The organism is Rhizobium sp. CG4, from assembly GCF_023701965.1.
GTDB lineage: Bacteria > Pseudomonadota > Alphaproteobacteria > Rhizobiales > Rhizobiaceae > Agrobacterium.
In genome coordinates this window covers 878913-901202 of record NZ_JABAEG010000002.1, presented here as the reverse complement: position 1 = coordinate 901202, position 22290 = coordinate 878913, and the positions used below count along the sequence as shown (strand labels likewise).

The 22290-nt window shown below is 56.2% G+C and carries 21 protein-coding genes and 1 riboswitch; of the genes, 15 read left to right on the top strand and 6 right to left on the bottom strand.

The features are described from left to right. Positions 1 to 69 precede the first annotated feature (69 nt). A riboswitch (cobalamin riboswitch) is annotated at positions 70 to 325 on the top strand. Between the two features lie 172 nt (positions 326 to 497). The 3 genes from HGO37_RS09510 to HGO37_RS09500 are packed head-to-tail and all read left to right on the top strand — an operon-like array spanning position 498 to position 1740. Then, a complete protein-coding gene (locus tag HGO37_RS09510; protein ID WP_250983093.1) occupies positions 498 to 680 on the top strand; it encodes a CbtB domain-containing protein in 183 nt (60 codons plus the stop codon). A gap of 11 nt (positions 681 to 691) precedes the next feature. Beyond that, a complete protein-coding gene (locus HGO37_RS09505) occupies positions 692 to 1417 on the top strand; it encodes a CbtA family protein (protein WP_250983092.1) in 726 nt (241 codons plus the stop codon). After that, the gene (locus tag HGO37_RS09500) at positions 1414 to 1740 is read left to right on the top strand and encodes a hypothetical protein (protein ID WP_250983091.1); all 327 of its coding nucleotides are present in this window, start codon (positions 1414 to 1416) and stop codon (positions 1738 to 1740) included. Before HGO37_RS09505 ends, HGO37_RS09500 begins: the two co-directional genes overlap by 4 nt. A gap of 6 nt (positions 1741 to 1746) precedes the next feature. On the opposite strand, the gene HGO37_RS09495 is transcribed toward HGO37_RS09500, so the two are convergent. The 4 genes from HGO37_RS09495 to HGO37_RS09480 form a co-directional block, all read right to left on the bottom strand. Next, entirely contained in the window at positions 1747 to 2313 is a 567-nt protein-coding gene (locus tag HGO37_RS09495) for a type 1 glutamine amidotransferase family protein (protein WP_250983090.1), read from the bottom strand. Positions 2314 to 2344: 31 nt separating this feature from the next. Beyond that, a complete protein-coding gene (locus tag HGO37_RS09490; protein ID WP_192487268.1) occupies positions 2345 to 2833 on the bottom strand; it encodes a GNAT family N-acetyltransferase in 489 nt (162 codons plus the stop codon). A 236-nt stretch (positions 2834 to 3069) separates the two neighbouring features. Next, positions 3070 to 3483, bottom strand: a complete 414-nt coding sequence (locus HGO37_RS09485; protein WP_250983089.1) for a MerR family transcriptional regulator — start codon at positions 3481 to 3483, stop codon at positions 3070 to 3072. A gap of 61 nt (positions 3484 to 3544) precedes the next feature. Then, positions 3545 to 4042, bottom strand: coding sequence for a thiamine pyrophosphate-dependent enzyme (locus tag HGO37_RS09480; RefSeq protein ID WP_250983088.1), 498 nt, complete (start codon positions 4040 to 4042; stop codon positions 3545 to 3547). 152 nt (positions 4043 to 4194) lie between these two features. On the opposite strand from HGO37_RS09480, the gene dmeR reads away from it, so the two are divergent. Both dmeR and dmeF read left to right on the top strand, forming a co-directional pair. Beyond that, entirely contained in the window at positions 4195 to 4467 is a 273-nt protein-coding gene (gene dmeR / locus HGO37_RS09475; protein WP_250983087.1) for a Ni(II)/Co(II)-sensing transcriptional repressor DmeR, read from the top strand. A 16-nt stretch (positions 4468 to 4483) separates the two neighbouring features. After that, positions 4484 to 5482, top strand: coding sequence for a CDF family Co(II)/Ni(II) efflux transporter DmeF (dmeF, locus tag HGO37_RS09470; RefSeq protein WP_250983086.1), 999 nt, complete (start codon positions 4484 to 4486; stop codon positions 5480 to 5482). A 14-nt stretch (positions 5483 to 5496) separates the two neighbouring features. Here dmeF and HGO37_RS09465 read toward each other — a convergent pair whose 3' ends face one another. After that, positions 5497 to 5787: a hypothetical protein gene (locus HGO37_RS09465; RefSeq protein ID WP_250983085.1), complete on the bottom strand. Its 291-nt coding sequence runs from the start codon at positions 5785 to 5787 to the stop codon at positions 5497 to 5499. Between the two features lie 374 nt (positions 5788 to 6161). Continuing rightward, positions 6162 to 8054 (bottom strand): DEAD/DEAH box helicase, encoded by a 1893-nt coding sequence (locus HGO37_RS09460; RefSeq protein WP_250983084.1) that lies wholly within the window; start codon positions 8052 to 8054, stop codon positions 6162 to 6164. Positions 8055 to 8593: 539 nt separating this feature from the next. Here HGO37_RS09460 and HGO37_RS09455 point away from each other — a divergent pair. From HGO37_RS09455 to HGO37_RS09410, 10 genes are all read left to right on the top strand, one after another. Continuing rightward, positions 8594 to 9868, top strand: coding sequence for an aspartate kinase (locus HGO37_RS09455; RefSeq protein ID WP_250983083.1), 1275 nt, complete (start codon positions 8594 to 8596; stop codon positions 9866 to 9868). Positions 9869 to 10053: 185 nt separating this feature from the next. After that, positions 10054 to 12321, top strand: a complete 2268-nt coding sequence (gene ptsP, locus HGO37_RS09450) for a phosphoenolpyruvate--protein phosphotransferase (RefSeq protein WP_250983082.1) — start codon at positions 10054 to 10056, stop codon at positions 12319 to 12321. A 74-nt stretch (positions 12322 to 12395) separates the two neighbouring features. Beyond that, on the top strand, positions 12396 to 13478 hold the full coding sequence (gene prfA, locus HGO37_RS09445; RefSeq protein ID WP_192487277.1) for a peptide chain release factor 1: 1083 nt from the start codon (positions 12396 to 12398) through the stop codon (positions 13476 to 13478). Next, a complete protein-coding gene (prmC, locus tag HGO37_RS09440; RefSeq protein ID WP_250983081.1) occupies positions 13475 to 14341 on the top strand; it encodes a peptide chain release factor N(5)-glutamine methyltransferase in 867 nt (288 codons plus the stop codon). Before prfA ends, prmC begins: the two co-directional genes overlap by 4 nt. A gap of 331 nt (positions 14342 to 14672) precedes the next feature. Beyond that, positions 14673 to 15365: a DUF4167 domain-containing protein gene (locus HGO37_RS09435; RefSeq protein WP_250983080.1), complete on the top strand. Its 693-nt coding sequence runs from the start codon at positions 14673 to 14675 to the stop codon at positions 15363 to 15365. 365 nt (positions 15366 to 15730) lie between these two features. Next, positions 15731 to 18358, top strand: coding sequence for an ATP-dependent chaperone ClpB (gene clpB, locus HGO37_RS09430; protein ID WP_250983079.1), 2628 nt, complete (start codon positions 15731 to 15733; stop codon positions 18356 to 18358). A gap of 326 nt (positions 18359 to 18684) precedes the next feature. Next, a complete protein-coding gene (locus tag HGO37_RS09425; protein ID WP_250983078.1) occupies positions 18685 to 19596 on the top strand; it encodes a metal ABC transporter substrate-binding protein in 912 nt (303 codons plus the stop codon). A gap of 75 nt (positions 19597 to 19671) precedes the next feature. Then, positions 19672 to 20580 carry a manganese/iron ABC transporter ATP-binding protein gene (locus tag HGO37_RS09420; RefSeq protein WP_192487282.1) on the top strand — a complete coding sequence of 303 codons (909 nt, stop codon included), beginning with the start codon at positions 19672 to 19674 and terminating at the stop codon, positions 20578 to 20580. Beyond that, complete coding sequence (locus HGO37_RS09415; protein WP_250983253.1) at positions 20564 to 21421, top strand: metal ABC transporter permease; 858 nt, start codon at positions 20564 to 20566, stop codon at positions 21419 to 21421. The genes HGO37_RS09420 and HGO37_RS09415 overlap by 17 nt, the downstream gene beginning before the upstream one ends. Continuing rightward, the gene (locus tag HGO37_RS09410; protein ID WP_250983077.1) at positions 21418 to 22248 is read left to right on the top strand and encodes a metal ABC transporter permease; all 831 of its coding nucleotides are present in this window, start codon (positions 21418 to 21420) and stop codon (positions 22246 to 22248) included. The genes HGO37_RS09415 and HGO37_RS09410 overlap by 4 nt, the downstream gene beginning before the upstream one ends. The last annotated feature ends 42 nt before the right edge of the window (positions 22249 to 22290 follow it).

Below are 22290 nucleotides of genomic sequence, written 5' to 3'. Positions count from 1 at the left end.
GACCTTGTCACGCAGCGACACTGATTGCCCGATTGAAACGTCGCCCATTGACTCAAACCGTGCCGCGCCGGATAACAAAGATGTGATGGTTCCTTGCCGGGTTTTCCGGCGGGATGAAAAGGGAACACGATAGGGAACTGTCCTCATTCGTGGCTGCCCCCGCAACTGTGAACGGAGAGCCTGAAAACAAAGAGCCACTGGTCTGGCGCATCGATGCGAAATCATAGTGATTTTGCACTGTCGATGCGAAAAACAGACAGACCGGGAAGGTGTTTTCAGGTTACGACCCGTGAGCCAGGAGACCTGCCATCGCGAGAGTGTCCATGCCGGCGGGGTGTCCGGAATTTGCGCGGTTTTGCGGAAATGCTTCGGCGGTTTCCTCTTTCTTCGTGTGCTTCCCCGTGGTGACGGATGTCGATTGCGGATCCGCGTGTCCATTGCATACGCTGCCGGTTCCGTTTTTGAGACTGCGTATGCATTGAGCGAGAGGGTTCACCATGTCTGTCCAAAACAACGCCGCCACGCAGGTGGTATCTGTCAAATCTGCCAGCGCAGTCCAGTCGCTTCTGGCCGTGTTCTTCGGCCTGTTCATCATCGGTTTTGTCGGCTTTTCGCATATCGAGGCCGTGCATGATGCCGCGCATGATACGCGCCATGCCAACGCCTTTCCCTGCCACTGAGGGAGAGCGGCATGTCGTCTTTTCGTAATATCGTTTTTACATCCGTTCTGGTGGGGCTGATCTGCGGACTTGCCGTCAGTTTCATGCAATATGTCGGCACCACACCGTTGATCCTGCATGCCGAGACATTCGAATCGGCTGGCGGTGAGGCCGGGCATAACCATGACGCAGCACCGGCAACCGGTGAAGCGGCTGCGCCTGCTGGCCACGCTCATGACGAAGAAGCCTGGGGACCGGCGGATGGTTTTGAGCGGAATGCCTACACGGCTGCTGCCAATATTCTGATGGCAATCGGTTATGCACTGGTTCTGACCGGCCTCATCTCACTGCGGGGCAGCAATATTGGCTGGCGTGAAGGTCTGTTCTGGGGGCTTGGCGGCTTTGCGGCCGTGGCTCTGGCGCCGATGGTCGGTCTGCCGCCTGAATTGCCGGGAAGCCCGGCTGGTGAACTGGCCGCGCGTCAGGCCTGGTGGATTGGCACTGCGGTAGCAACAGCAGGTGGTTTAGCGCTTTTGGCTTTCCGTCGTGAGCCATGGGCTGCGGTTCTCGCCATCGTGCTGATTGCTGCGCCGCATGTCATTGGTGCGCCGTTGCCGCCAGAAGGCGAACATGCTTTGGCACCACTGCCACTGGAGCGCCGTTTCATCATCCTTGCCACACTCACCAGCTTTGTCTTCTGGGTGTTGCTGGGTGCCTTGAGCGGCACGTTCCTCAAGCGATTTGAAGCGGCCAAGTGAACAACGGTTCTGCCGAATGGAGCGTGGCGCTTGATGCGCTGCGCTTTTCTGTTCCCGGGCATGGCGCGCCTTGCGCCGTGCACCGCCTTGCTTTCAAGGCACTGCTTGGTGCATCACCGGATAGCGAGGCCTGCCTTGCCTGTTTTACCGAGCATCAGGCTGCGTTTGAAGCTGCCGCCCTCGACAAGATCAAGCGACAAAACCTACCAATCGACAAAAGCCTTCATCTGAACAGTCGGGATATTCGTCGCGCATTGGGTAACGATATCGCCTCGGGTCCACAGCGTGTCTGCCGGGTTCTCGACCGCGATGTTGCCAGCTGAGTTATCTCAGCGGTGCTCGGCTGCAAACGCCTTGATTTCTGCTTCTGCTTCCGGTCCCCACAGGTTAAGCGCCTTGAGGATCTCGGTGGTAAAACTGACCGGCGCGGTTCCCGCTGCCGTGATAACGCCTTGGTCGCGCACCGCCTGTGGCTGGTCGCGATAATAATCGGCGCCCGTATAGGCTGGATAGGCGCGGTGTGAGGCAAGTGAGTTGCCGGTATGGGCAACGTCATTCAAAATGCCGGTGCTCCCGAGCATGCTGGCGGCTGCGCAAATGCCGGCGACCACACGTCCCTCCCGCCGGAACCGCTGCACCATTTCCGTAAAGTCCGGCGCGCTGCCACGCTCCCAACTCAGGCCGCCTGGAACAATCAGCGCATCGATCAAGGCCGGATCAAGTGCACCATAGGCCACATCGGGCATGACTTTCAGGCCACCCATTGATGTGACCGGCGAACCATCCGGTGACGCAATGATGATCTCGGCACCCAGATAGCTGCGCGCCACCGCACTGAACAGGGCGCTTTCCCAATCGGCGAACTCGGGCGTCAATGCAATTGCAATACGGGTCATTGTCTTTGTCCTTGCTGACAGCAATCCAACGTTACGCAATAGCCTGCATGTAGCGCATGCCGGTGACCGGACGCGGTGTGAAGTCCATGTTTTCGTAGAAACGATGTGCAGCAACATTACCGGTGGCGGCACTGACAGAAAGGTAGTCGCAGCCGCAACGCTTTGCGACATCGCGTGCACGCGATACCAGATGCTGGCCAGTACCGTGACCGCGGTGACCGTCGCGGACGTAGAGGTGGTGCAGTTCCATGCCGCGCCGCGCTTCCTGCGCTCTGTAGAGCGGAACGAGAATGGCGTAGCCGATCAACTCATCACCAGCTTCGGCAACAAGTGCGGTAATCCATGGGATAGGGCTGAACAGGTCGAGTTCCAGCTTTTCCGGCGTCATCACCGATGCGTCGCCATGATGTTTGGCAAGCAGAGCAATCATTTCGTTGAGCTGTGGCAGGTCAGCCTTGCGTGCGCCACGAATGGTTACAACGGCGGGGCGTGGAAGGGTAATGGCACTGTCTTCGGTCATTTTTCGGTCCTTCGGGTTTTTTGAGGTGCCATCAGGACGTTTGAAAAACAACAAAGCCGCCTGACGGCGGCTTGTTGACATGATGATCTGTCGAGCCGCCCTTTACAGGTAGGCCCAAAAATACGTGCAGGAGATTGGTGCGCGATTGTTGATCATGGGCGACTAGATGCTCCTGAATCACAAGATTGTCAATCGGGATTTTTGCAGATGTTTCGTTTCAGTAAGGCCGACTGAAATTAATGCTCACTTTCGCACAGCTTATGGTCCGAAAGCGCCCGAATGACATAGCAATCTTCTATGGAATGTCCGTCGCAATGCGAGACGATCCGCTCCAGTTCCTGCTCCAGTTTTTTCAGCTTGGCAATTTTCTCGCGCACCGCCACCAGATGATCAGCTGCGATCCTGTCAGCACCCTCGCAGGGCTGCTGCCGGTGGTGGCTGAGGCGGATCAACTCACGGATGGCATCAATGTTGAGACCGAGATCGCGTGCATGACGAATAAAGGCCAGCCGTTCCAGATCGGCCTTTTCATACCGGCGCTGATTGCCTTCGGATCGCTCCGCCGCCTCAATCAGCCCCATCTGTTCATAATAACGGATGGTCGGCACCTTGACGCCCGTTCGCTTGGAAAGATCACCGATGGAAAGCATGTCCCGCTCCTCAAACCTATAGCTCTAGAAAACTTAAGGTTTTTCGCGGGATATTTCAATGTCAAACAGCGTCAACCTCAAGCGACTGTTCAGCATCGCTGTTGCCGGATTGGGTATTATCGACATCAAGCGATTGCTTGATTGCCTCTTTGATCTTTTCCTCAACGGCCAGACGTTCGTCTGCTGGCAGAGCGGCAAATTCTTCTTCGGAAAGACCCAGTTGTTCCAGTAGTTTGGCGCGGATCATTTCGCCCGGCGTCAATTGTGACCATTCCTGCAATTCGGCCAAAAGACGATCACTGGATGATGTATCAACTGCATCGCCTGACATGGTGGTGGCTTCAGACTTGAGTTGTTCGATGTCCCAAAGGGAAGAGGCGAGAGACGCGTAGCTATTGACGCTGCTTGCGGCATCCTCGCGGCCACGCGAACCGGATTTTTCCTCGTCTGGTGTGAATGTTGCTCCCGATGTAACCGGCGAGAAGCTGTCTTCGGTTTTCGCGTCCCGTATTCTCGAACGCATCGGATAATAACTTTCCATATTTGAAATGGTCGTCATTGTGATTCTTCCTTCAGGAACCGTGATGACCAACATCTACGAGCCGAAACATTCGCGAGGGCTGCGTCGGCATGGTTCTGCACTTCGAAGTGCGCCTTTTTAGTTTCACAGAGTTATAGTATACCCCCCTATATTATATTTAGGAGAACCTCATGTCTCACACCGTTCGTGACAAGGAAAAGCTGCTGGCTCGTGTTCGTCGTCTCAAGGGACAGATGGAGGCTGTCGAGCGCGGGCTGGAGGTAGAAAAGCCCTGTGGCGAAATCTTGCAACTGTTGGCCTCAGTGCGCGGCGCACTGTCCGGACTGACGGGCGAGATCATGCACGACCACCTGCATGAACATGTTGTGCATGCGGAAAGCGATGCTGAGCGTGAAAAGGCCGCCGATGAACTGGCGCAGGTCCTCAAAACCTATATTCGATGAGCGAAAGGTAACGGCCATGGCTGTTGATGGAAAATTTGCGGACAATGCACGACATGAGCACGTGTTTCTGGGCCGCGACCACGAGCGGAACGAGCGCCGTGTGTGGATGGTAATCGCGCTGACAAGTGTAATGATGGTAGCGGAAATTGCCGCCGGTACGATTTACGGATCGATGGCGCTCACAGCCGATGGCTGGCACATGTCCACTCATGCCGGCGCAATGCTGATTTCGGCACTGGCTTACATGTTTGCCCGCAAATATGCCCGCGACCCCCGGTACTCCTTCGGCACCGGCAAGTTCGGTGATCTCGCAGGATTTGCCAGTGCTGTCATCCTGGCGCTGGTGGCGCTGCTGATTGCCTGGGAAAGTGTGGTCCGCCTGGTGGCGCCGGTCGAGATTGATTTCAACCAGGCTATTCTCGTCGCCGTGCTGGGGCTTGGTGTTAATCTTGTCAGTGCCTGGTTGTTGAAGGACGATCATTCGCACCATGGTCATGACCACGGACATGATGATCATCATGATCACGCCGGTCACGACCATCACGCTCACGCGCCGCACGCGTCTCGTGGTTCTCATGGCAGTCATGGAGAGCACGACAACAATCTGCGCGCCGCCTATCTGCATGTGCTGGCGGATGCCTTGACCTCGGTTCTGGCCATCGTTGCGCTCATACTTGGTAAATGGCAGGGCTGGGTCGTGCTGGACCCATTGATGGGTGTTGTTGGTGGTCTTGTTATTGCGCGTTGGTCCTGGGGGCTAATTCGCGCCACGTCGGGTGTGTTGCTTGATGCGACACCTGCCGATAAGGGGCTGCCCAAAACAATCCGCGATATCGTCGAGAAAGACGGTGATGTGGTGACCGATCTTCATGTCTGGCAGGTTGGGCCGGGGCATTACGCAACCATTGTTGCTTTGGTGTCTCCGGCTGGAAAAAGTCCTGAGCTTTATAAAAAGGAATTAAGTAAAGTTCCGAAACTGGCGCATGTTACCGTGGAAGTCTCCGCTGCCGCGTAATGCGGCACGGTACGTCAGAACTCTTCATATTCCTGATAGGCGCCCTGAACCCATTCCATCTTGGCGGCAACTTTTTCTTCTGCCGAGATGGGCTTGGAGCCATCCTGGTCAACAGGTGCACGCGCCCCGCCGACAGCCCACAAAACGTTGGCCAACGAACTGGACAGCACCGTGCTGCTGACGGTCGGCAAACCACTTCGTCTGCTCTGCTCCTGTTCCTGCTGAACAGGCTCGGCGTTCTTCTTGTCCAAGTCATGTATGCGACCCTGATAGGGGTTGCCACTAACGCTGCTTTCAATCTGCATGGCACTTATCCTGCGTTGAAAAATATGACGATTATCTATCGTCCAGAACTTGCGTCAGGCTGTTTTTTGCCGGTTTTCCGGGCTTGACAGGGGTAAAGGTGCTGCTTCGCGACACTAAAACCACACATTCCGAGAAGAAATAACCGGTCATTACTTGGGGTGCGCAACCAATTTGCGCGCCAATGACTGTTTCAGCCAAGAATCGCCGGGGTCTTTATTTGGTTGTTGAGTCGGGGGGAGAGAATCGGTTGCTACACGGCCACTGAAATGCCGGTAGCAGGTTGTCCATCAAGACAGAGATCTTCAGAAATGGAGATCGTCAAAAGCAACTGCCCCGGCATTGCGTTTGCAGTGCCGGGGCAGGGAATGTTGTATCAGGCCTTTGGCTTACGCTTGGCGAAGGGCTTGTCCTTCTTGGCTTGCGGCTTGCCAGCATTGTCGCCGGTCTTTTCAAACTTCGGCTTGCTGTCTTTTTTCTTCCAAGGCTTGTCGCTGGTCTTGGCTGCGAAGTCAGGCTTGCCGCCAAACTTCTTCGGCCCGGAGGAGGAGGGGCGGTCATCACGACGCTCGCCACGCTTCTCGTCGCGACGCTCAAAGCTGCGGTCGTCACGGCGCTCAGTCGACATATCCGGCTTGCCCTCAAGAGCCTTGACGCGGATGCCCTTTTCAAGGGCCATGTCTTTGCCGATCGACGAAACAAAACGGTCAACGGCATCAGCCGCCAGTTCCACATAGGTTTCGTTCTGCTGCATGCGGATCGCGCCAATGTCTTGGCGGGTCAGCTTGCCGAAGCGGCACAGCATAGGAATGAGCCAACGTGGCTCGGCACTCTGCTTGCGGCCAACCGAAAGCGAGAACCATGCGCTATCGGAAAACTCGTTGCGATCACGGCGTGGTGCCGTGTTGGTGTCGCCCTCAGCGTTTTCACGACGTGGCTTACGGGTGTTATCAACCGAAACCTCAGTTAACTCTTCCGGAGCGGAACGGCCGGAGTGGTAGAGGCGGATAAAGGCCGCTGCCACCTGTTCTGCGCCGTGCGTTTCAAGCAGCGTTTTTACAAAGCCGCTTTCGTCGTCGCTGATTGCTTGCGAAAGCGAGGCATCGGCCAAAAGGCGCTCGGCGTCACGCTCGATGATCTCGTCGGCAGATGGGGGACGTACCCACTGTGGCTGTACGCGTGCACCCTCGAGCAGACGCTCGGCCTTGCGACGCTGGTTGACGGGCACGATTAGAGCGCTGACGCCCTTGTTGCCAGCGCGACCAGTACGGCCACTGCGGTGCAGCAATGTTTCCGAGTTGGTCGGCAGGTCGGCATGGATAACCAGTTCCAGACCGGGAAGGTCGATACCGCGTGCGGCAACGTCGGTTGCGATGCAGACGCGGGCACGTCCGTCACGCATGGCCTGCAGCGCATGTGTGCGTTCGTTCTGTGTCAGTTCGCCAGACAGCGCTACAACAGAAAAACCACGGTTGTTGAAGCGCGCTGTCAGGTGATTAACGGCTGCACGGGTTGAGCAGAACACGATGGCATTGCGTGCTTCGTAGAAACGCAGCGCATTGATAATGGCGTTCTCGCGGTCGGCAGGTGCCGTCAGCATCGCGCGGTATTCAATGTCACCGTGCTGCTTCTGTTCGGAAGCGGCCGCGATACGAATGGCGTTTTTCTGGTAGCTTTCAGCCAGCTTGGCGATGCTGCGCGGCACTGTTGCCGAGAACATCAGTGTGCGGCGATCCTTAGGAGAAGATTCCAGAATGAATTCGAGGTCTTCACGGAAGCCAAGGTCGAGCATTTCGTCGGCTTCATCCAGCACGACGGCGCGCAACGACGAAAGGTCGAGCCCACCGCGATTGATGTGGTCGCAGAGGCGGCCAGGTGTGCCGACAACAATGTGCGCGCCGCGTTCAAGCACGCGACGTTCGGTGCGAACATCCATGCCGCCGACGCAGGACGCAATCGATGCGCCAGACATTTCGTAGAGCCACTCGAGTTCGCGTTTTACCTGAAGGGCAAGTTCGCGGGTTGGCGCAATTACCAGCGCCAGAGGTGCGGCCGCAGGGCCGAAGGTTTTGCGGTCTTCCAGCAGGGTGGAAGCAAGTGCAAGACCGAAGGCTACGGTCTTGCCGGAGCCGGTTTGGGCGGAAACAAGCGCATCGGCGCCTTCCAGCTCAGGTGCAAGCATGGCCTGCTGCACAGGGGTCAAATCAGTATAGCCACGTTTTTGCAACGCCTGAGCGAGCGCCGGGGCAAGGCCCTGGATTTCTGTCATCTATCGTCTTTCGGAATTGGAGAGCGTCCGCCTGCACAGGTCTTGGAAACAGTGCTGGTGGACCATTCAGCCCCGGAAATACCGGTTCATTGGCCGCGCTTCTACTTGGAATACGCGGCTTTGTACAGTCCAGCAGTCGAAAATGCCTGAATTCAACGCTTCAAGCGCACTAACATGGTGAATATTGCCGGGAAAAAGTCACAGGCCTTACCCCAATGCAGGATGGATTTACCCAAGAAATTGAGATTGCTTGATCGGCAGCTGCTGTATCTCTGCTTCGCACCTATCAAACAAAGGAGCGCTCGCGATCAAGAATGCGATTGAGTGCCGCGACCTTTTGCTATTTGCAACTGCATTTACTCCGCCGTGTGACCAATCAGGTTTTTGGCCGGGCGAACCGATCTGCGAAAAACCGGCATTGCGCGTGCTTGACCTTTTCGGTAATAGACGCGCAACTTGAGGCTCAAGGTCATATTGAGCTGGTATGAGGTGCCGTATCCGCCGTGCGGACGGCGTAACGGGTGGTACTGGTCAAGACTATGGCTCGCATTGTCATGAAATTCGGCGGAACGTCCGTCGCCAATCTCGAACGCATCCATAACGTGGCGCGCCATGTGAAACGTGAAGTAGATGCCGGTCACGAAGTGGCCGTTGTTGTGTCTGCCATGTCGGGCAAGACCAATGAACTGGTTGACTGGGTGCAGAACATGCCCAAGGTCGCCGGTGCGGATTCACCGTTTTATGACGCGCGCGAGTATGATGCCATTGTTGCATCCGGTGAGCAGGTAACGTCTGGTCTTCTGGCCATTGCCTTGCAGTCTTTGGGTGTCAATGCCCGTTCCTGGCAGGGCTGGCAGATCGCGATCCGCACGGATAACGCTCACGGTGCTGCCCGTATTCAGGAAATCGATGGTTCGGACATCATCCGTCGAATGGGCGAGGGGCAGGTTGCCGTTGTCGCCGGTTTCCAGGGCATTGGTCCTGACAACCGCATTGCAACGCTTGGCCGTGGCGGCTCCGACACCTCTGCTGTTGCTATTGCCGCTGCCGTCAAGGCAGATCGCTGCGATATCTACACCGACGTCGATGGCGTTTACACCACTGACCCGCGCATCGAGCCAAAAGCGCGTCGCATGAAGAAGATCGCGTTCGAGGAAATGCTTGAAATGGCATCGCTCGGCGCCAAGGTCTTGCAGGTCCGTTCCGTTGAGCTGGCCATGGTGCACAAGGTTCGTACCTTCGTGCGTTCAAGTTTCGAGGATCCCGATGCACCGGGCATGGGTGACCTTATCAATCCGCCCGGTACGTTGATTTGTGACGAGGATGAGATCGTGGAACAGGAAGTAGTCACCGGCATCGCTTACGCCAAGGATGAGGCTCAAATCTCCCTGCGCCGTCTGGCAGACCGCCCGGGCGTATCGGCAGCCATCTTTGGCCCGCTGGCAGAAGCACATATCAACGTCGACATGATCGTGCAGAACATCTCTGAAGATGGTTCGCGCACCGACATGACCTTCACCGTGCCGGCTGGCGACATGGACAAGGCGCTCAAGATCCTGGAAGAAAACAAGGCCCATATCGGCTTTGACGTTGTCCAGAGCGAGCCTGGCCTTGCCAAGGTTTCCGTCATTGGTATCGGTATGCGCAGCCATGCAGGTGTTGCTGCCAGCGCGTTCAAGGCGCTCGCAGCCAAGAACATCAACATCAGCGCCATCACCACGTCGGAAATCAAGATTTCTATCCTGATTGACGGTGCATATGCGGAACTTGCAGTTCGCACTTTGCATTCCGCTTACGGTCTGGATAAAAGTTGATTCGATAGCGGTGGTTCGCATTGCTTCGGTTTGCCGAAGCACTGTCCTCCGTTTGGAGCGTGCTTTGTATGATGCCTTGAGGAGTGGGCGTCGTACGAAGCACGCTCCAACTTGTTTGATGTGTGCATCACTCAAAACGTGAACCGTTTTCGTGCGGATGCTGTAGCGAATGAAGGAGCATCGCGATGAGAGACCTTGCAGCCGGTCCGCGCGTCCTCCTCAAGAAGCTTCGCGAAATGATGGCGGAGCAACTTGAGCCTCAGGAGCGCTTGGACCAGATTGTGCGGCAGATTGCCGGGAACATGGTCGCGGAGGTGTGTTCCGTTTACGTGCTGCGTTCTGATGGCGTCCTCGAACTTTACGCCACAGAGGGTCTGAACAAAGGTGCTGTCCACCTAGCCCAGCTTAAAATGGGGCAGGGCCTTGTCGGTACCATTGCCGCATCGGCGCAACCGCTCAACCTTTCCGATGCCCAATCGCATCCCGCTTTCCGCTATCTGCCGGAAACCGGCGAAGAAATTTATCACTCTTTCCTCGGTGTGCCGATTTTGAGATCTGGCCGCACTTTGGGCGTTCTCGTTGTGCAGAACAAGGTCAGCCGCAATTACCGCGAAGATGAGGTAGAGGCGCTGGAAACGACTGCCATGTTGATTGCCGAAATCGTTGCGAGTGGTGAACTAAAGAAGATAACCAAGCCCGGCGTGGAGCTTGACCTGACGCGCGCAGTCAGCGTCGATGGCGATGGCTATAGTGAAGGCATCGGCCTTGGCCACGTCGTGCTGCATGATCCGCGTGTCGTGGTCACCAATCTTCTAAACGAGGATGCCGATACTGAAATCCGTCGTCTGGCTGAGGCGATCGGTTCCCTGCGCCTGTCGATCGACGACATGCTGCAGCGCCGTGACGTACCGACCGAAGGTGAACACCGTGAGGTTTTGGAAACCTACCGCATGTTTGCTCATGATCAGGGCTGGGTGCGGCGCATGGAGGAAGCCATCCGCAACGGCCTGACGGCTGAGGCGGCGGTCGAAAAAGTGCAGAGCGATACCAAGGCGCGCATGATGCGCCTGACCGATCCCTATCTGCGCGAGCGCATGCATGATTTCGACGATCTTGCCAACCGCTTGCTGCGCCAGCTTACCGGCTTTAGCGGGCGTGGCCCGGGCGAGGATTTCCCGAGCGACGCCATCATTCTGGCACGTGCCATGGGCGCTGCCGAACTGCTGGACTATCCGCGGGAAAAACTGCGCGGTCTTGTGCTGGAGGACGGCGCGGTTACCAGCCACGTTGTAATCGTGGCGCGTGCCATGGGTATTCCTGTTATCGGGCAAGCCGCAGGCATCGTCGCGCTGGCCGAAAACAATGACGCCATCATCATTGATGGTGATGATGGGCAGGTGCATCTGCGTCCAATCATGGACCTGCAGCGCGCTTACGAAGAAAAAGTACGGCTGCGCGCGCGTCGTCAGGAACAGTTCCGCGCTTTGCGCTCTGTCGATCCAATCACCAAGGATGGCCAGTTCATTAATCTCAAGATGAATGCTGGCCTGCTCGTGGACCTGCCGCAACTGGCCGAATCCGGCGCTGATGGCATCGGCCTGTTCCGCACCGAACTGCAGTTCATGATTGCCTCAACCATGCCGAAAGGCGAGGAGCAGGAAGCCTTCTATCGCAGTGTTCTGCGCAATGCGAAAGGCAAGCCTGTTACCTTCCGTACGCTAGACATTGGCGGTGACAAGGTCGTGTCCTATATGCGCGGACAGGAAGAGGAAAACCCGGCGCTTGGCTGGCGTGCGATCCGCCTGTCGCTGGACCGTCCCGGTCTGTTGCGTACTCAGATGCGTGCTCTGTTGCGCGCCGCCTCCGGTGCCGAATTGAAGATGATGCTGCCGATGATTACGGAAGTGTCTGAAATTCACGCGGTGCGCGAACTGATGCAGAAGGAAATTCAGCATCTGTCCAAGTTCGGCCATGCCCTGCCGCGCAAGCTGCAATTTGGTGCCATGCTGGAAGTGCCTGCCTTGTTGTGGCAGTTGGACGAACTGATGCAGGAAGTCGACTTCGTGTCGGTTGGCTCGAACGATCTGTTCCAGTTCTCCATGGCGGTAGACCGTGGTAATGCCCGCGTTTCGGACCGTTTCGATATTCTGGGCAAACCGTTCCTGCGGATCCTGCGTGATATCGTGCGGGCTGGAGAACGTAACAACAAGCCGGTGACGTTGTGCGGTGAAATGGCCGGCAGGCCGCTTTCAGCCATGGCACTGATCGGTCTTGGCTTCCGCTCGGTCTCCATGTCGCCCACATCAATTGGTCCGGTAAAGGCCATGCTACTGGGGCTGGATGTTGGTGCGCTGTCGGTCGAGTTGAATGCGGCGCTCGATGACCATAAATCTCTGGAAAGTCCGCGCGTCCTGTTGCAAAGGTTCGCCGCGGAACATTCCATTCCAGTCTGACGCACAAGGGATTTCCCTCGTTTTTAAGCGCAATGTGTTTCAGGTCGTTTTGAATTCAAATACCGGAGCGAAGGTTGGCAAAGCTACCCGTCGAAAAAATGCGCGAGCTTTCAAGGCGTTTCGAGGAAATCGAAGCGCGGATGTCGGCTGGCCCTGCTGCTGATGTCTATGTGAAGCTGGCGTCTGAATATTCCGAGCTTCAGCCTGTGGTGAAGAAGATCCAGGAATATGAAAAGGCATTGGCCGAACAGGCCGACCTGCAGGCGCTGCTGGCTGACAAGACGACGGACCGCGACATGCGTGATCTGGCCGAAGCTGAATTACCTGATCTTTCCGAGCGCATCGAGCAGCTCGAAAAAGAGATGCAAATTCTGCTGCTACCCAAGGATGCCGCCGACGAAAAGAGCGCTATTCTGGAAATTCGTGCTGGTACTGGTGGCTCGGAAGCCGCTCTTTTTGCAGGCGACCTTTTCCGCATGTATGAACGATTTGCCAGCACCAAGGGCTGGAAGGTCGAGGTGCTGTCATCAAGCGAAGGTGACGCAGGCGGTTTCAAGGAAATCATCGCCACTATTACCGGGCGCGGCGTGTTTTCCAAGCTGAAATTCGAATCCGGTGTCCACCGCGTTCAGCGCGTGCCGGATACCGAAGCGAGCGGCCGTATTCACACGTCGGCCGCAACCGTTGCGGTGCTTCCCGAGGCCGAAGAAATCGATATTGAAATTCGCCCGGAAGACATTCGCATCGATACGATGCGGGCCTCCGGTGCCGGTGGTCAGCACGTTAACACCACGGACTCTGCGGTGCGCATCACTCACTTGCCGACCGGTCTCATTGTGACCAGTTCAGAGAAGTCGCAGCACCAGAACCGCGCCAAGGCCATGCAGGTGTTGCGTTCGCGCCTCTACGATATCGAACGACAGAAGGTCGACAGCGAACGGTCCGCCGATCGTAAAAGCCAGGTTGGTTCGGGCGATCGTTCTGAGCGTATCCGCACCTACAATTTCCCGCAGGGTCGTGTAACCGACCACCGTATCAACCTCACGCTCTACAAGCTCGACCGGATGATCGAGGGCGAAATTGACGAGATGGTGGACGCGTTGATTGCCGATTATCAGGCCGGACAACTCGCACAGTTGGGTGAACAGCGCGGATGACGGTCGCACCGCGCACCATTGCCGACCTGTTGGCTGAGGCCCGCAAACGTTTCGACGCGGCCGGTGTGGCTGATCCGGTCTTTGATGCACGCCTTCTGGTGAGCGGCATTCTCGGGCTGTCTCTGACCAATATTTTGCTCAAGGGCAGCGATAGTGTTGCCGATGATGTGGCGCAAGGGCTACTGGGTGCCATTGCACGGCGAGAAACCGGCGAACCTGTTCACCGCATTCTCGGCAAGCGTGAGTTTTACGGGTTGGAATTTTTCCTCTCGTCCGGCACGCTGGAGCCACGCCCGGATACCGAAATACTTGTTGATACCGTTCTACCATATCTGCGCTCCGCAGTTGCCGCCAAGGGATCGGCGCAAGTGCTGGATATGGGAACCGGGACGGGCGCAATCTGTCTTTCGTTGATTCACGAATGTCCGGGCGCAGAAGGTATCGGCAGCGATATTTCCGAGGATGCCTTGGCAACCGCTTGGCGTAATGCGGTGGCAAATGGTGTGTCTGACCGCTTTAAAACAGTGGAAAGTCACTGGTTTGACAAAATCGAGGGCAGTTTCGACATAATCGTGTCAAACCCGCCTTATATACGAAGCGCTGTCATTGAAACGCTGGACCGCGATGTGCGGGAGTTCGATCCCATGGCTGCGCTGGATGGCGGGCCGGATGGTCTGGAACCCTACAGGGCAATTGCCCGTGGTGCCGGCGGATTTTTAACAGAAAATGGCATCATCGGGGTCGAGATCGGGTTTGATCAGAGACAAGATGTTGAAACGATCTTCAAGTCAGCCGGTTTTCCTTGCATCGCAGGGGTGAAAGATTACGGTGGAAACGATCGCGTTCTAGTATTTCGAAAGTAAGGGAGCCGCTGCGCTTCCCTCCTGTTTTAAGGATATTTTGCAAAGCAAAAGAAAAGACTTGGTTTTCCGCATGAAGCGGGATAGTTTGCAGCCACATGCAGGGTGACTGAGGGCGAACTAGATTCGCCCGGGTTTGGTCAGTCCCTAGGGGAGTTCCTTGAAGAACTCTGAAAGGCTGGGCGTTTCCGGCATGTGAATCATAAACTTCATTTCGCAAGCAACCCGGTAAAGCCATGGGGGCAACCGGACGCGAAGGCGAGGTCTTGATCCGGCCTGTCCGGCAAGCCGCGTGGTTAATTCGTGAGCACAACAGAATTCAGGTGAGCAATTGATGAGGCCAGGACAGCAAAATAAGCGCGGCCGTGGGCGTGGAAATAACAACAACAATAACAACAATAATGGCGGTGGTGGTAATAACAACTTCAACCGCAAGGGCGGGAATCCGCTCACTCGGACCTATGACAGCTCCGGTCCGGATGTAAAAATCCGCGGTACTGCCCAGCATATTGCTGAAAAATATTCCGCTCTGGCCCGTGATGCGCAAAGCTCCGGCGACCGGGTTATGGCTGAAAACTACCTGCAGCACGCAGAACACTATAACCGTATCATTGCTGCCGCACAGGCGCATATGCAGGAACGTGTCCAGCGTGACGAACGTAATGCTGACTACAACAATGAACGCGATGGCGACGACGTTGACGGCAACGACAACGACAGCGATAGCGACGACACAATCGGTTCCGCTGCTCCGCAGGTGCAGCAGTCTGGTGATGACGATGAACAGCCTTCCTACGATGACGGTAGCGGTCCGCAGCCAGTAATCGAAGGCACGCCACTCGAGGTCGCCGTGGAAGAAGAAGCTCAGGCCGCTGAGGCTCCTCGTGAGCGCCAGCCGCGCCGCCGCAGCACTGGCCCGCGTCCGCGTCGTCCACGTCGCACCGCTGAAAATGCGGAAGGTGGTGAAGAGGCCGCCGGTGGTGAGGCTGCTGCTGAGCCAGCCGCACTTGAAGGCGCCGCTGAATAAGCGACATACTTCCTATAAAGATCTTTCAAAAACCCCGGCTTGCCGGGGTTTTCTGTTTTGTGCAGATGCGGTCGCAACGACGAATCGTGCCGCAGCAAATTTGAGGATTGTCATGCCCTCATGTTTTTCTGCGTTGCGTTGTCTGCAACCTCTTTAAACCGCGAAAATCGCTTACCATATCAAGCACAACGGAAGCGCCGGTCGGCTGCTTCCAAAGCATGTTTCTATCCAGGACATGCGAAACGAAGAGGCGACGGTGCGGATATGTCCGTTGACGTCGTAGCGGGGCTTGCCGTTATCGGGAGCCTTTACCCTAACATCCGGGTCTGTGCCGCTTGAGGGCAGGCCGGTTCAAGGAGGCATATATGAATATCGAGAAATACTCCGAGCGGGTGCGCGGCTTTTTGCAATCTGCACAAACCCATGCGCTTGCTGAGGACCATCAGCAGTTTGCGCCGGAACACGTTCTGAAAGTGTTGCTGGATGACGACCAGGGCATGGCGTCTTCGCTGATTGAACGTGCTGGCGGTAATGCCAAGGAAGCACGGCTCGCGAATGATATTGCGCTTTCTAAGCTGCCTAAGGTCTCCGGTGGCAATGGCGGACTGTCACTGACGGCACCGCTTGCCAAGGTATTTGCAACGGCCGAAGACGCCGCCAAGAAATCCGGCGACAGCTTTGTCACGGTCGAACGCCTTTTGCTGGCTCTGTCCATTGAAGGTAGCGCTTCGACGTCAGCGACACTGAAAAAGGCTGGTGTTACTGCGCAAGGCCTGAACCAGGTTATCAACGACCTTCGCAAGGGTCGCACGGCAGATACTGCCAATGCAGAGCAGGGCTTTGATGCGCTGAAGAAATTTGCACGCGACCTGACTGCGGAAGCTCGCGAAGGCAGGCTTGATCCTGTGATTGGCCGCGACGATGAAATTCGCCGCACCATGCAGGTCCTGTCGCGCCGCACGAAAAACAATCCGGTTCTGATCGGTGAACCCGGTGTTGGTAAAACAGCGATTGCCGAAGGTCTGGCATTGCGCATCATCAATGGTGACGTGCCGGAAAGCCTCAAGGACAAAAAGCTGATGGCGCTCGATATGGGCGCGTTGATTGCCGGTGCAAAATATCGTGGTGAATTTGAGGAGCGCCTGAAGGCTGTTCTGAACGAGGTCCAGTCAGAAGACGGCGGCATCATCCTGTTCATCGACGAAATGCACACGCTGGTGGGTGCGGGCAAGGCAGATGGCGCAATGGATGCGTCCAACCTGCTGAAGCCGGCTCTGGCGCGTGGTGAGTTGCACTGCGTTGGCGCGACCACTTTGGATGAGTACCGCAAGCACGTTGAAAAAGATCCGGCTCTCGCCCGTCGTTTCCAGCCAGTTTTGGTTGATGAACCGACCGTGGAAGACACGATTTCCATTCTGCGCGGCTTGAAGGAAAAATACGAGCAGCACCACAAGGTCCGTATTTCGGATTCGGCACTGGTGGCGTCTGCGACTTTGTCCAACCGTTATATTACTGATCGCTTCCTGCCGGATAAGGCGATTGACCTTATGGATGAGGCCGCATCGCGTCTTCGTATGCAAGTTGATTCCAAGCCGGAAGAACTGGATGAACTGGATCGTCGTATCATTCAGCTGAAGATTGAGCGTGAAGCCTTGAAGCAGGAGACCGATGTGTCCTCTGCCGACCGGTTGAAAAAGCTGGAAGATGAACTGGTTGACACAGAAGAGAAGGCGGATGCGCTGACGGCACGCTGGCAGGCGGAGAAGCAGAAACTCGGCCATGCTGCGGACCTGAAAAAGCAGATTGACGATGCACGCAACGAATTGGCGATTGCCCAGCGCAGTGGCCAGTTCCAGCGGGCAGGTGAGTTGACCTACGGTATTATTCCGGGCCTTGAAAAAGCACTGGCTGCGGCGGAAGAACGCGACGCAAGTGGTGCTGGTTCAATGGTGCAGGAAGTGGTGACGGCGGACAACATCGCCCAGGTAATCTCGCGCTGGACAGGCATTCCGGTAGACCGGATGTTGGAAGGCCAGCGTGAAAAGCTGCTGCGTATGGAAGACGAACTGGCCAAATCAGTGGTCGGTCAGGGTGAAGCCGTTCAGGCGGTTTCCAAGGCGGTGCGCCGTTCGCGTGCCGGTTTGCAGGACCCCAACCGTCCAATCGGTTCGTTCATCTTCCTCGGCCCGACCGGCGTTGGTAAAACCGAGCTGACAAAGGCGCTGGCGCGCTTCCTGTTCGACGACGAAACCGCGATGGTTCGCTTGGATATGTCGGAATACATGGAGAAGCATTCCGTGGCTCGCTTGATCGGTGCGCCTCCCGGTTATGTCGGTTACGAGGAAGGTGGTGCACTGACGGAAGCCGTGCGTCGCCGCCCATATCAGGTCGTGCTGTTCGACGAGATTGAAAAAGCACATCCAGATGTGTTCAACGTGTTGTTGCAGGTTCTTGATGATGGCCGCCTGACCGATGGTCAGGGTCGTACCGTCGATTTCAAGAACACCATCATCATCATGACCTCGAACCTCGGTTCTGAATTCATGACGCAGATGGGCGACAATGACGATGTGGAATCGGTGCGGGAACTGGTCATGGAAAGGGTGCGTAGCCACTTCCGTCCAGAGTTCCTCAACCGTATCGATGACATCATCCTGTTCCACCGCCTGCGGCGTGAAGAAATGGGCGCGATTGTCGATATCCAGTTGAAGAGACTGGTGGCCCTGTTGTCCGAGCGCAAGATCACGCTTGATCTGGATGAAGATGCCCGTGTCTGGCTTGCCAATAAGGGTTACGATCCGGCCTATGGTGCACGTCCGCTGAAGCGCGTTATTCAGAAGACGGTACAGGACAAGCTGGCTGAAATGATCCTTGGTGGCGAAGTGCCTGATGGCTCTCGCGTCAAGGTGACATCCGGCACCGACCGGCTGCACTTCAAGGCAAAAGCCGGCAAGGGCAGTACGGAAACCGAAGCAGCTGCCGACGCTGCTTAAGGACTAAATCAGGGCACCCGATTGGGTGCCCTTTTTGTTTGTGCGTTCGCTCTGAGTGCCTGACGGCTTGATGCACCGCCATTCTGTCCGCTTGGGCGACAATCTTTCCCGCTCAGTCCGTCTTTGGATGCGGCTTTCCATTCGCCAACAAGCGCGCAATCACAGCAATTCAGATGCTCAGCCCGAGGTCTGGGAACAATCTTGCCTCAAATAACGTTGACGTAGTCTGTTGCAAGTAATTCGCAATTGCATTTCAAAAATAAACATGCCACCTTGTTGCAAATGGTTCTTAATAGCGTAGTGTTGGTGTGAGCAAGGAGTGACTTATGTTTGATATTGTCAGGCGCGGGCTTTTGGGCGGATTGGCTGCCGTGGTGGCGTTGGGTGTTACCGGTGGCGTGGCGTTTGCGCAGGAAAAGTTCAAAGCCGTTACGACTTTCACGGTCATTGCTGACATCGCCAGAAATGTCGCCGGCGACGCTGCCATCGTCGAGAGCATCACCAAGCCTGGCGCTGAAATTCACAACTACCAGCCGACGCCGGGCGATATTCGCAAGGCGCAGGGCGCGCAGCTCGTGTTGTGGAACGGCCTTAACCTCGAATTGTGGTTTGAGAAGTTTTTCGTAAAACTCAGAGATGTGCCAAGCGCTGTTGTATCCGATGGTATTGAGCCGATGGGCATTTCCGAAGGTCCCTATGAAGGCAAACCCAATCCGCATGCCTGGATGTCGCCCAATGCAGCACTGATCTATGTCGACAATATCCGTGATGCTTTCGTGAAATATGATCCGGCCAATGCCGAGACCTACAAGGCCAATGCAGAAAGCTACAAACAGCAGATCAAGGACGCCATCGAACCAATTCGTCAGGAGCTGGCAGCCCTACCTGAAAACAAGCGCTGGCTTGTGTCGAGCGAAGGCGCATTTTCTTATCTGGCACGCGATTTCGACCTGAAAGAACTGTACCTGTGGCCCATCAATGCCGACCAGCAGGGCACACCACAGCAGGTGCGTAAGGTCATTGATGCCGTTCGTGAAAACAAGATTGGCGTCGTCTTCTCGGAGAGCACCATTTCTGCGGCACCGGCAGAGCAGGTGGCCCGCGAGACCGGCGCAAAATACGGTGGCGTTCTCTATGTCGATTCCCTGACTGAAGCTGACGGTCCGGTGCCAACCTATATCGACCTGTTGAAGGTCACCTCCGATACCATTGCCAAGGGACTTGCATCGTCCTCCTGACATGATGCGAACTTTTACGGCCTGCAGTTTTTGCAGGCCGTTTGTTTTTGTAACCGCTGAAAAGGAATGCTTTTCATGAATGCGCACACCGGCTGGCAAACGGGAACGGAGGGTTCCGGTATTTCCGTAAACAACGCCACCGTGACCTATCGCAACGGCCATACGGCCTTGAAGAATGCAAGTTTCCAGATACCAACAGGCACGATCGCGGCGCTGGTGGGGGTAAATGGCGCGGGCAAGTCGACGCTGTTCAAGGCCGTGATGGGCTTTGTGCGTATTGCCCAAGGCTCGATTTCAATATTGGGCAAAACGGTCCCCGAAGCCCTTCGGCAAAATCTGGTGGCCTATGTGCCACAGAGCGAGGAAGTGGACTGGAACTTCCCGGTGCTGGTGGAAGATGTGGTCATGATGGGCCGCTACGGCCATATGGGTTTCATGCGCATCCCCAAGGCTGCCGACCGTGATGCAGTGACCGCAGCTCTCGCCCGCGTTAACATGAGCGAGTTTCGTGGCCGCCAGATTGGCGAGCTTTCCGGTGGTCAGAAAAAGCGCGTGTTTCTGGCGCGTGCGCTGGCGCAGGATGCCAAGGTCATTCTGCTGGATGAACCCTTTACCGGTGTTGATGTAAAAACCGAGGAGCAGATCGTTCACCTTCTTCGCGCCCTCAGGGATGAAGGCAAGGTCATGCTGGTGTCGACCCACAATCTCGGCAGCGTGCCGGAATTCTGTGACCGTACCATTCTGATCAAGGGCACGGTGCTGGCCTATGGGCCGACCGAAGAAACCTTCACCAAGGACAATCTGGAAAAGACCTTTGGTGGCGTGTTGCGCCATTTTGTTCTGAATGGTTCGGATGGCGGAAAGCCATGGCCGGTTGGTGTCATGACCGATGATGAACGGCCGCTGGTTTTGCGCGACGGACGTCCAGTCTCGGGCCAAAGCGTGACATCGGAAGGGGCAGACAATGATGAACGCCCTCGTTGAACCCTTCACCTATGACTACATGCTCAACGCCATGTGGGTGTCCGCTCTGGTTGGCGGTGTCTGTGCATTCCTATCCTGCTACCTGATGCTGAAAGGTTGGTCATTGATTGGCGATGCGCTTTCGCATTCCATCGTGCCCGGTGTGGCCGGCGCCTATATGCTGGGCCTGCCATTTTCCATCGGGGCGTTTTTCTCAGGCGGCTTGGCGGCGGTGACCATGCTGTTTCTCAACCAGCGCACCAAGCTCAAGGAAGATGCAATCATCGGGCTGATCTTTTCGTCCTTCTTCGGACTTGGACTGTTCATGATGTCGATCAACCCGACGGCTGTGAACATCCAGACCATTGTTCTTGGCAATATTCTTGCCATCACGCCTGCCGATACATTGCAGCTTGCCATTATCGGTTTTGTGTCGCTGGCCATTCTGCTGCTGAAGTGGAAGGACCTGATGGTGACGTTTTTTGACGAAAGCCATGCCCGCTCCATCGGTCTGCGACCAACGTTTCTGAAGGCCGTGTTCTTCACACTGCTGGCAGCATCGACAGTTGCAGCCATGCAGACCGTCGGCGCGTTTCTTGTCATCTGCATGGTGGTCACACCGGGCGCAACGGCCTATCTGCTGACAGACCGTTTTCCGCGTCTGTTGGGCATTGCTGTTGCCATTGGTTCGATCACCAGCTTCACCGGTGCCTATGCCAGCTATTTCCTGGATGGTGCGACCGGTGGCATCATCGTCGTGTTGCAGACGCTGATCTTCCTCATCGCCTTCTTTTTCGCCCCTAAACATGGGCTGGTGGCATCTCGCCGCCGTGCAGCGCTGGCGCAGGAGGTGGCGCTATGAACGTCCTCGAACCCTTCGAATTTGACTTCATGGTCAACGCGCTGGTCATAGCAGCGCTGGTTGCCGTGCCAACCGCCGTTCTGTCCTGTTTCATGGTGCTCAAAGGCTGGTCACTGATGGGCGATGCCATCAGCCATGCGGTGTTCCCGGGTGTCGTCATTGCCTACATCGTTGGCTTGCCATTTGCGGTTGGCGCCTTTGTTGCCGGTATGGTCTGTGCGCTTGCCACCGGTTATCTCAAGGATAACAGCCGTATCAAACAGGATACGGTGATGGGTGTGGTGTTTTCCGGCATGTTCGGGCTGGGACTGGTGCTCTACGTCAAAATCCAGTCGGATGTGCATCTCGATCACATCCTGTTTGGCGACATGCTGGGCGTGAGCGGGCAGGATATTGCCGAGACGGCGATAATTGCGGTCATCACCACTGGTATTATCAGTCTGAAATGGAAAGACCTCCTGCTGCATGCCTTTGACCCTGCTCAGGCAAAGGCGGTGGGCCTCAGGGTAAACCTGCTGCATTATGGTTTGTTGTGCCTGATTTCGCTGACCATCGTCGGCGCACTGAAAGCCGTCGGCATCATTCTCGCCATTGCCATGCTGATTGCGCCGGGCGCGATTGCATTTCTGCTCACAAGCAAGTTTTCCACCATGCTGATGCTTGCAGTGGTCATTGCACTCACCGCCTCGCTTCTCGGCGTCTACCTGTCGTTCTTTATCGACAGCGCCCCGGCACCGACCATCGTGTTGTTGCTGTCGGCGATGTTTGTCGCGGCATTTGTCCGGGCCAGTATTGTCACGGCGAATACCGAGGCCAATAACGGCTAAAACAAAACGGCCCCGCCTGTTGCGGAAAACAGGTGGGGCCGT

Coding starts and splice junctions, on each gene's coding strand:
- HGO37_RS09510 (WP_250983093.1), top strand. CDS start 498: ATGTCTGTCCAAAACAACGCCGCCACGCAGGTGGTATCTGTCAAATCT.
- HGO37_RS09505 (WP_250983092.1), top strand. CDS start 692: ATGTCGTCTTTTCGTAATATCGTTTTTACATCCGTTCTGGTGGGGCTG.
- HGO37_RS09495 (WP_250983090.1), bottom strand. CDS start 2,313: ATGACCCGTATTGCAATTGCATTGACGCCCGAGTTCGCCGATTGGGAA.
- HGO37_RS09490 (WP_192487268.1), bottom strand. CDS start 2,833: ATGACCGAAGACAGTGCCATTACCCTTCCACGCCCCGCCGTTGTAACC.
- HGO37_RS09485 (WP_250983089.1), bottom strand. CDS start 3,483: ATGCTTTCCATCGGTGATCTTTCCAAGCGAACGGGCGTCAAGGTGCCG.
- HGO37_RS09480 (WP_250983088.1), bottom strand. CDS start 4,042: ATGACGACCATTTCAAATATGGAAAGTTATTATCCGATGCGTTCGAGA.
- dmeR (WP_250983087.1), top strand. CDS start 4,195: ATGTCTCACACCGTTCGTGACAAGGAAAAGCTGCTGGCTCGTGTTCGT.
- dmeF (WP_250983086.1), top strand. CDS start 4,484: ATGGCTGTTGATGGAAAATTTGCGGACAATGCACGACATGAGCACGTG.
- HGO37_RS09465 (WP_250983085.1), bottom strand. CDS start 5,787: ATGCAGATTGAAAGCAGCGTTAGTGGCAACCCCTATCAGGGTCGCATA.
- HGO37_RS09460 (WP_250983084.1), bottom strand. CDS start 8,054: ATGACAGAAATCCAGGGCCTTGCCCCGGCGCTCGCTCAGGCGTTGCAA.
- HGO37_RS09455 (WP_250983083.1), top strand. CDS start 8,594: ATGGCTCGCATTGTCATGAAATTCGGCGGAACGTCCGTCGCCAATCTC.
- ptsP (WP_250983082.1), top strand. CDS start 10,054: ATGAGAGACCTTGCAGCCGGTCCGCGCGTCCTCCTCAAGAAGCTTCGC.
- prmC (WP_250983081.1), top strand. CDS start 13,475: ATGACGGTCGCACCGCGCACCATTGCCGACCTGTTGGCTGAGGCCCGC.
- HGO37_RS09435 (WP_250983080.1), top strand. CDS start 14,673: ATGAGGCCAGGACAGCAAAATAAGCGCGGCCGTGGGCGTGGAAATAAC.
- clpB (WP_250983079.1), top strand. CDS start 15,731: ATGAATATCGAGAAATACTCCGAGCGGGTGCGCGGCTTTTTGCAATCT.
- HGO37_RS09425 (WP_250983078.1), top strand. CDS start 18,685: ATGTTTGATATTGTCAGGCGCGGGCTTTTGGGCGGATTGGCTGCCGTG.
- HGO37_RS09420 (WP_192487282.1), top strand. CDS start 19,672: ATGAATGCGCACACCGGCTGGCAAACGGGAACGGAGGGTTCCGGTATT.
- HGO37_RS09415 (WP_250983253.1), top strand. CDS start 20,564: ATGAACGCCCTCGTTGAACCCTTCACCTATGACTACATGCTCAACGCC.
- HGO37_RS09410 (WP_250983077.1), top strand. CDS start 21,418: ATGAACGTCCTCGAACCCTTCGAATTTGACTTCATGGTCAACGCGCTG.